The sequence below is a fragment of the Klebsiella sp. Ech2A genome (assembly GCF_030078455.1).
Lineage (GTDB): Bacteria > Pseudomonadota > Gammaproteobacteria > Enterobacterales > Enterobacteriaceae > Klebsiella > Klebsiella terrigena.
On sequence record NZ_JAQGFU010000222.1, the window covers coordinates 1 to 6,474 of the forward strand.

Genomic DNA, 6,474 nt, shown 5'->3' on the forward strand with positions numbered 1-6,474 from the left:
GCGGGCCGCGGGGCGCCTCCCCGCCGCGACAGCCCGATGACCTGCCAGCCGGAGCGCTCCAGCTCATCGATAAGCTTGTTTCCGGCGACGCCGTTTGCGCCGGCAACTACGGCCAAACGCTGATGTTGTTGAGTCTTCATGCCAGGCACCTCTTTGCGAGTCGAAAGTGAAGCCTGAGCATGATTCATTAGCGATGAAGGCAGAAGAGGGTCGTTTGTAATAAGATTAATAATAAAATCTTTGAAGTGAAGGCGATGAACAAGCTCAAAGCGATGGAAGTTTTTATCCGGGTGGCTGAAACCGGCAATCTCTCGGCCGCGGCCCGCAGCCTCGGGCTGACCCAGCCGGCGGTCAGCCAGCAGGTGATGGCCCTCGAGCAGAGCCTCGGGGTGGCGTTACTGTTGCGCACCACCCGCTCGGTGACCCTGACCGAGCCGGGCGAGCGCTACTATCAGCAGATCCGCCCAATCCTCGATGCGCTGAGCGAAACGGAAGAGACGCTGCTTGAGCAGCAGCAGAAGCTTAGCGGAACGCTGCGCGTGCAGGCGCCAACGGGGATTGGCCAGCATCTTCTGACGCCGATCGTTGTCGCCTTTCAGCAGCGGAATCCGCAGCTCAGCGTCGAGCTGACGCTGGAGGACCGGCTTGCCGATGTGGTGAGTGAGGGCGTCGATCTGGCCATCCGCCTGGGAGAGCCCGCTGGGCTCAGCCAGGTCATCAGACGGCTGGCTAACGTTCAGCGCGTGCTGGTCGCCGCGCCGCACTATCTGCAGCAGGCGGGGACGCCGGCGCGGCTGTCTGAGCTGGCACAGCACAGGACGCTTCGCTATAGCGGCCTGGCCACCGGAGACGAACTAACCCTGGAAGGCGCGGACGGCAAAGAGAGCGTCCGCCTGAACCCTGTTTTTCGCGCCAACAATAGCTTCTCGCTCATTGCCGCGCTGGAGGCGGGGGGCGGGATTGGCGGCATACAGCAGCCGCTGGTGGCCAGGCAGCTGGCACAGGGAACGCTGGTCCAGGTGCTGCCGGAATATCGCTGGCAGCCGCTCGCGCTGTATGCGCTCTATCCTACCCGACGCTTTATCCCGCTGAAGGCGCGAATGCTCACCGAGGCCATTATCAGCGGGATGAGCAACGTCAGCGGAATAGCCATGTATCCGTCCCTGGACCCCCGCGAAAAATAGCGGGTTGAATTCAGTCGGTCTTTAGCATCCCGAAGCTGACGATCCGCGAGCGGCCGAGCTCTTTTGCCCGGTACAGCGCGGCATCGGCGGCGCGCAGCAGGCTGTCGCTTTGCGTATGCTGCGGGAAGCTGGCAATCCCGATAGAGACATCTATCTGACCCATTTCGCTCAGGCCGTAGCGCAGCGTCATATTGCGAACGTTGTTGTAGATATTCTCGGCACACGCCCGGGCGGACTCTTCGTTGGTCCCGGCGAGCAGGACTAAAAACTCTTCCCCGCCGTAGCGGAAAGCCATGCCGATATCACGCACCGCGCGCTGAACGATGGTCGCCACGTTTTTAATCACCAGATCGCCCGCCTCGTGACCGTACCTGTCGTTGATCGCCTTGAAGTGATCGATATCGATCATCAGGCAGCTCAGCGGCGTGCCGTTGCGCACCGCCAGGTTCATCTGGGTATGCAGGGCGTCTTCAAGGTGATGGCGATTGCGCAGCCCGGTTAGCGAGTCGAAAAGCGCCTTTTCCAGCAGGGCGTTGCGCAGGCGCTGGTTCGCCAGCGCCAGGCCCAGCGCTTCCGCCATCAGCTCAAGGTAGGCGCGGGAAGGGGCGGTGGCCGGAGTGACGTTTCTGAAGGAGAGCAGGCCGATGGCTTCCCCCTGGGCAATCAGCGGAACGCAAAGCGAGCACTCCGCGCTTGATTCCGGCAGGTGGTAGCAGGCGATATCCGGCTCGCCGTTGACCGGAGGGTGGCTCAGCCCGCGGCGCACGGCCCAGCAGTTCTCGGGATGAAAGATCTCCGGTTCATCCGGCGGCGAGAGCCAGCGGGCGACGCAGCGCATCTGCCAGGGGTCGAGGTCGAGAATATAGAGCCGCCCGGGAATCTCTGGCGCGATATTGGGCGCGAAAAGCTCGGCGACTTTAATCACATCCTCGAAAGACTCGCAGCCCTGCAGGCGCTGGGTCATCCGCGCCAGCAGCTCGCGGATCGCCCAGTCGGCGTCCCGCTCCTGTTCCAGACGCTGGCGCGCCAGGCCGTTCTCGCGGAAAATGCGGATCGCCTGCGCCATATCGCCAATCTCATCAATCTGGGTGAAGTTAGGCGCTTCGACGGCGTAATCCTGCGAGGCGAGCCTTTGCACGACATCGCTCAGGCGCACAACCGGGTACAGCACCCGACGCTGCAGAATAAAACCCAGCACAAACAGGAACATCAGCGCCGTCAGCCCGACCATCAGCTCGGAGAGGCTGCGCCAGGTGTGGGACTTCTCGGTGGCTTGCGCAATAGCGCCGTTGGCCCGGCCTTCCAGCAGCAGGCGGAAGTGGTCGATCTGCGTCTGAACCCGCTCGAGCTCGCGCTCATAGACCTTGCCGTAGAGCAGGCCAATTGCCTCTTTATCTTCGCCGCGGGCGATATTAGCCAGCGCAGCCTGCTGCTCATCCTGCAGCTCGTCGGCGATGCGTAAACCCTCGCGCAGCAGTGTCAGTTCCTGGGGCGTTGCGCCGCTATCCCTCAGCTTTGCGAGCCGATGCTCGATGGCGAGCGTCGTCTGAGCATTCTGGCGATACTCCTCTAAAACGTCAGGGTTTTTATTGATAACGTAGGCTCGCGCGAGGTCTGAAAGCGCCCAGGCGTCGGTTTCAACTTCTTCGGTGAGCTGGTCGAAAATCTGGCGCTGCTGTACCGCCTGGCGTTCGGCAGTATCCGCGTTTGAGGCCATCAGCATCGCAATGCCTGAGGCGAGGGTCAGGGCGACGGTTATACCGTAGGCCCAGTTGGTCATGGTGGCGATTCTCACCGGTAATTTCCTTGCGTGCAGATGAATTTATAACGTTATTTTTTATTATAGAACCCCGTCCTGTCCGCAGGCTGCCGGCAGGTTACGGCGGTGACCGATCGCGCTTTTTACCGATGATTTCGCGATGAAGCGTGTCGGCATGCTGGCATAAAACGGCAAAAACATTTGCATCCAGCGCGCCATTTATAACATCGTTTTCAATCAGCCGTAATGCCTGCTGATAGCCCATCGCCTGGCGATAGGGGCGATTTTCGGTCAGCGCGGTAAAAATATCGGCGATGGCGATGATTCTGTCCGGCAGATGCAGATAATCCGCGTTCAGATGCAGCGGATAGCCGCTGCCATCGAGCTTTTCATGATGGTTGGCGGCCCAGTTAATAATTTCTCCGAGCTCGCTAAAGGCGCTGAGGAGCTCGCCGGTCATATAGCTATGTTCGCGCACCTGCAGGAGCTCGTCGGGGGCGAGCTCCCCCTGTTTTTCCAGAATATCCAGCGGGATAAAGATCTTGCCAATATCGTGCAGGTAGCCGGCGGCCTCGATTTTCTTACACTCTTCGGGCGGCAGATCCATATAGCGCGCCAGCTGCCAGGAGATTTCGCCGACCATAATGCTGTGGCTGGCGGTGAAGCTGCTGTAGGTATCAACGATTTTGGCGATCAGCAGGCAGATATCCTTCAGGCCGTCGACGTCGATGTACAGATCGTTAATCGGGCCGATAATTTCCAGCATCCGCTGAATGTGGCCGGGATTGAGATGTAGCCAGAAGTGCTCCTTTTTCGCCAGCTGGCACAGGGTCTGGCACAGCTGCGGATCCAGCTCCTGATGCAGGGCGCGGAATTTATCAATAATAATATCAGTCTGATACTCGGCGTTGTCTTCGCCGACGGCGAGCAGGCGTTCGAAGGCGTCGGCAAAACAGACGATATGCTCGTCGAGGCTACCTTGGTAGTCCGCGCTGAGGTGGTGGTGGCGAATAATGGGCAAAATGGGCGCGAGGGTGGCGAGGCCGCTGAGCATCTCCGCTCCCCGGTGCTGGTGAGGATCGTTCAGATTATCTATCGCATTGAGCGAGGTAATCATCCGCTTGTCGCCCAGTACGCCGATGTCGTGCAGCAGCGCGGCGCAAAAGATGGTCTGCTGCTGCTGACGCGGCAGCCGCAGCGCCAGCGAGAGCTCAAGGGCGATCAGCGCCGTGCGCTGCATATGCAGATGAAGTTCGGGATTGATTATCTGTATGACGCGAGTGGTAAGCATCAATGCTGATTTTAAGGCGAGACGCATCGTTTTTCCCTCTTCGCGATATCCACATAAAATAAGTCGATCGTGGCCGTTATGATATTGATAATTTAATGGCAAGGCGTTTGAAGCGGGACGACGAAAAATAATAAACGGTGAGCCGACGGCGCTTTCACCGTCTGACGCGCCCGTTGAGGGAGCATCGCTGCACCAAATTTGCGCGAAAAATGAATGAAAAAGCCTTTGTTGCCCGATAGTTAACCATTTTGCCCGTAAAAAGAAAATAAATAGTGGCAAGCCGTTTGCATTAACTCTCCGCCAGTTTGATAAATGTCTATTTTGGGGAAGAGTGAATATGAATTTTAGAGCATTACTTGCGATTGCGTTACTGACGATGAGTTCCCTGGCTGCCAGCGAAACGCGCCTGCCGCATATCGTGATCCTCGCCACCGGCGGAACCATTGCCGGGTCGGCGGCCAGCAATACCCAAACCACCGGCTATAAGGCCGGCGCGATTGGCGTCCAGACCCTGATTAACGCGGTGCCCGAAATGAGCAAGGTGGCGCGGGTGGACGGCGAGCAGGTAGCGAATATCGGCAGCGAAAATATGACCAGCGACATTATTCTCAAACTCTCTAAGCGGGTGAATGAGCTGCTGGCCAGGGATGACGTCGACGGGGTGGTGATCACCCACGGTACCGATACGCTCGATGAGACGCCTTACTTCCTCAACCTGACGGTGAAAAGCAATAAGCCGGTGGTGCTGACGGCGGCGATGCGGCCGGCAACGGCGATAAGCGCCGATGGCCCGATGAACCTGCTGGAGGCGGTGACCGTCGCCGCCGATCCCGAGGCGAAGGGGCGGGGCGTGATGGTGGTGCTGAACGACCGCATCGGCGCCGCGCGCTTTGTGACCAAAACCAACGCTAACAGCCTCGATACCTTCAAAGCGCCGGAAGAGGGCTACCTGGGCGTTATCGTCGGCGGCAAGCCGCAGTTTGAAACGCGCGTCGATAAGATTCATACCCTGCGCTCGGTCTTTGACGTTCGTCAGCTGAATACGCTGCCGAAGGTGGTGATTATCTACGGCTATCAGGACGACCCGGAATATATGTACGATGCGGCGATTGCCCATCACGTTGACGGCATCGTCTACGCCGGAACCGGCGCCGGTTCGGTATCCGTGCGCAGCGCCGCTGGGATCGAAAAAGCGCAAAAAGCCGGCATCGTGGTGGTCCGCGCCTCCCGCACCGGCAGCGGCGTGGTCCCGACCGACGATAGCCAGCCTGGGCTGGTGGCCGACTCGCTGAACCCGGCAAAAGCGCGCATCCTGCTGATGACCGCCCTGACGCAAACGCGTAACCCGGAAGTGATTCAGAACTACTTCCATACGTACTGATCGTCCTCTTAGCCGATGGACCGGGCTATTTCATCACGCACATCGGGCGTTGTGAGATAGGGTCGGGGTGGATTTCCGCCTCCAGCTGGAAAACGCTGCGCAGCAGCGCGGGCGTCAGCACCTGCTCCGGCAGGCCCTGGGCCCGCACTTTCCCGCTTTCCAGCACCACCAGGTGGTCGCAGTAGCGGCTGGCCTGATTCAGATCGTGAAGGACGGTCACCACCGTCTTTCCGCACATCTGCAGCTCGCGCATCAGCTTCATCAGCGCCACCTGATGATTGATATCCAGCCAGGTTGTCGGCTCATCAAGCAGTACCAGCGGCGTCTGCTGGGCAAGGATCAGCGCCACAAACGCCCGCTGTCTCTGCCCGCCTGACAGCTCGCTCAGCGCCTGCCCGGCGAGCGGCGTCATGCCGGTACGTTCGAGCGCTTCGTCAACTATCCGCCGATCGTCGGCATTGAGGCGTCCCCACAGCGGCAGCCACGGGCTGCGGCCGTAGCTCACCAGCTCGCGTACGCTAATCCCCTCCGGAACGTGGTGCTGCTGCGGCAGCAGCGCCAGATGCCGTGCCAGCTGGCGCGAGCTAAAGCCCGCCAGGGGCCGCTCGCCGAGCCATATTTTGCCGGCCGTCGGCGCCAGCAGCCGCGAGAAGCACTTCAGCAGCGTCGATTTACCGCAGCCGTTTGGCCCGAGGAGGGCGCTGATCTGCCCGCCGGGAAGGGTCAAATCCAGCCGGTCGATAATGCGCTTTGCGCCATAGCCGGCGCTCAGGTTTTCGGTTCTCAGTTCCATTCAGCGTATCCTTACCAGCAGCCAGATGAACCATGGCGCGCCGATAACGGCGGTTAATACCCCCGC

The 6,474-nt window shown here is 59.9% G+C and carries 5 protein-coding genes; 2 read left to right on the forward strand and 3 right to left on the reverse strand.

Going from position 1 to position 6,474, the window contains the following annotated elements; translation table 11 throughout:
• The first annotated feature begins 254 nt into the window (after positions 1-254).
• Positions 255-1,184, forward strand: coding sequence for a LysR family transcriptional regulator (locus PFH44_RS23580; protein ID WP_283826327.1), 930 nt, complete (start codon positions 255-257; stop codon positions 1,182-1,184).
• A 10-nt stretch (positions 1,185-1,194) separates the two neighbouring features.
• Here the strand turns inward: PFH44_RS23580 and PFH44_RS23585 are convergent, their stop codons facing one another.
• Together PFH44_RS23585 and PFH44_RS23590 are read right to left on the reverse strand one after the other, a co-directional pair.
• Positions 1,195-2,979 carry a diguanylate cyclase gene (locus PFH44_RS23585; RefSeq protein WP_283826328.1) on the reverse strand — a complete coding sequence of 595 codons (1,785 nt, stop codon included), beginning with the start codon at positions 2,977-2,979 and terminating at the stop codon, positions 1,195-1,197.
• An 82-nt stretch (positions 2,980-3,061) separates the two neighbouring features.
• On the reverse strand, positions 3,062-4,261 hold the full coding sequence (locus PFH44_RS23590) for an HD domain-containing phosphohydrolase (RefSeq protein WP_283826329.1): 1,200 nt from the start codon (positions 4,259-4,261) through the stop codon (positions 3,062-3,064).
• Positions 4,262-4,571: 310 nt separating this feature from the next.
• Here PFH44_RS23590 and fraE point away from each other — a divergent pair, with 310 nt between their 5' ends.
• A complete protein-coding gene (fraE, locus tag PFH44_RS23595; protein ID WP_045854900.1) occupies positions 4,572-5,615 on the forward strand; it encodes a fructose-asparagine asparaginase in 1,044 nt (347 codons plus the stop codon).
• Positions 5,616-5,640: 25 nt separating this feature from the next.
• On the opposite strand, the gene fecE is transcribed toward fraE, so the two are convergent.
• The gene (gene fecE / locus PFH44_RS23600) at positions 5,641-6,408 is read right to left on the reverse strand and encodes a Fe(3+) dicitrate ABC transporter ATP-binding protein FecE (RefSeq protein ID WP_045854901.1); all 768 of its coding nucleotides are present in this window, start codon (positions 6,406-6,408) and stop codon (positions 5,641-5,643) included.
• Positions 6,409-6,474 lie beyond the last annotated feature (66 nt).

Excerpts from the sequence above, each read along its gene's own strand:
- PFH44_RS23590 (WP_283826329.1), bottom strand. The coding sequence starts at position 4,261 with ATGCGTCTCGCCTTAAAATCAGCATTGATGCTTACCACTCGCGTCATA.
- fraE (WP_045854900.1), top strand. The coding sequence starts at position 4,572 with ATGAATTTTAGAGCATTACTTGCGATTGCGTTACTGACGATGAGTTCC.
- fecE (WP_045854901.1), bottom strand. The coding sequence starts at position 6,408 with ATGGAACTGAGAACCGAAAACCTGAGCGCCGGCTATGGCGCAAAGCGC.
- PFH44_RS23580 (WP_283826327.1), top strand. The coding sequence starts at position 255 with ATGAACAAGCTCAAAGCGATGGAAGTTTTTATCCGGGTGGCTGAAACC.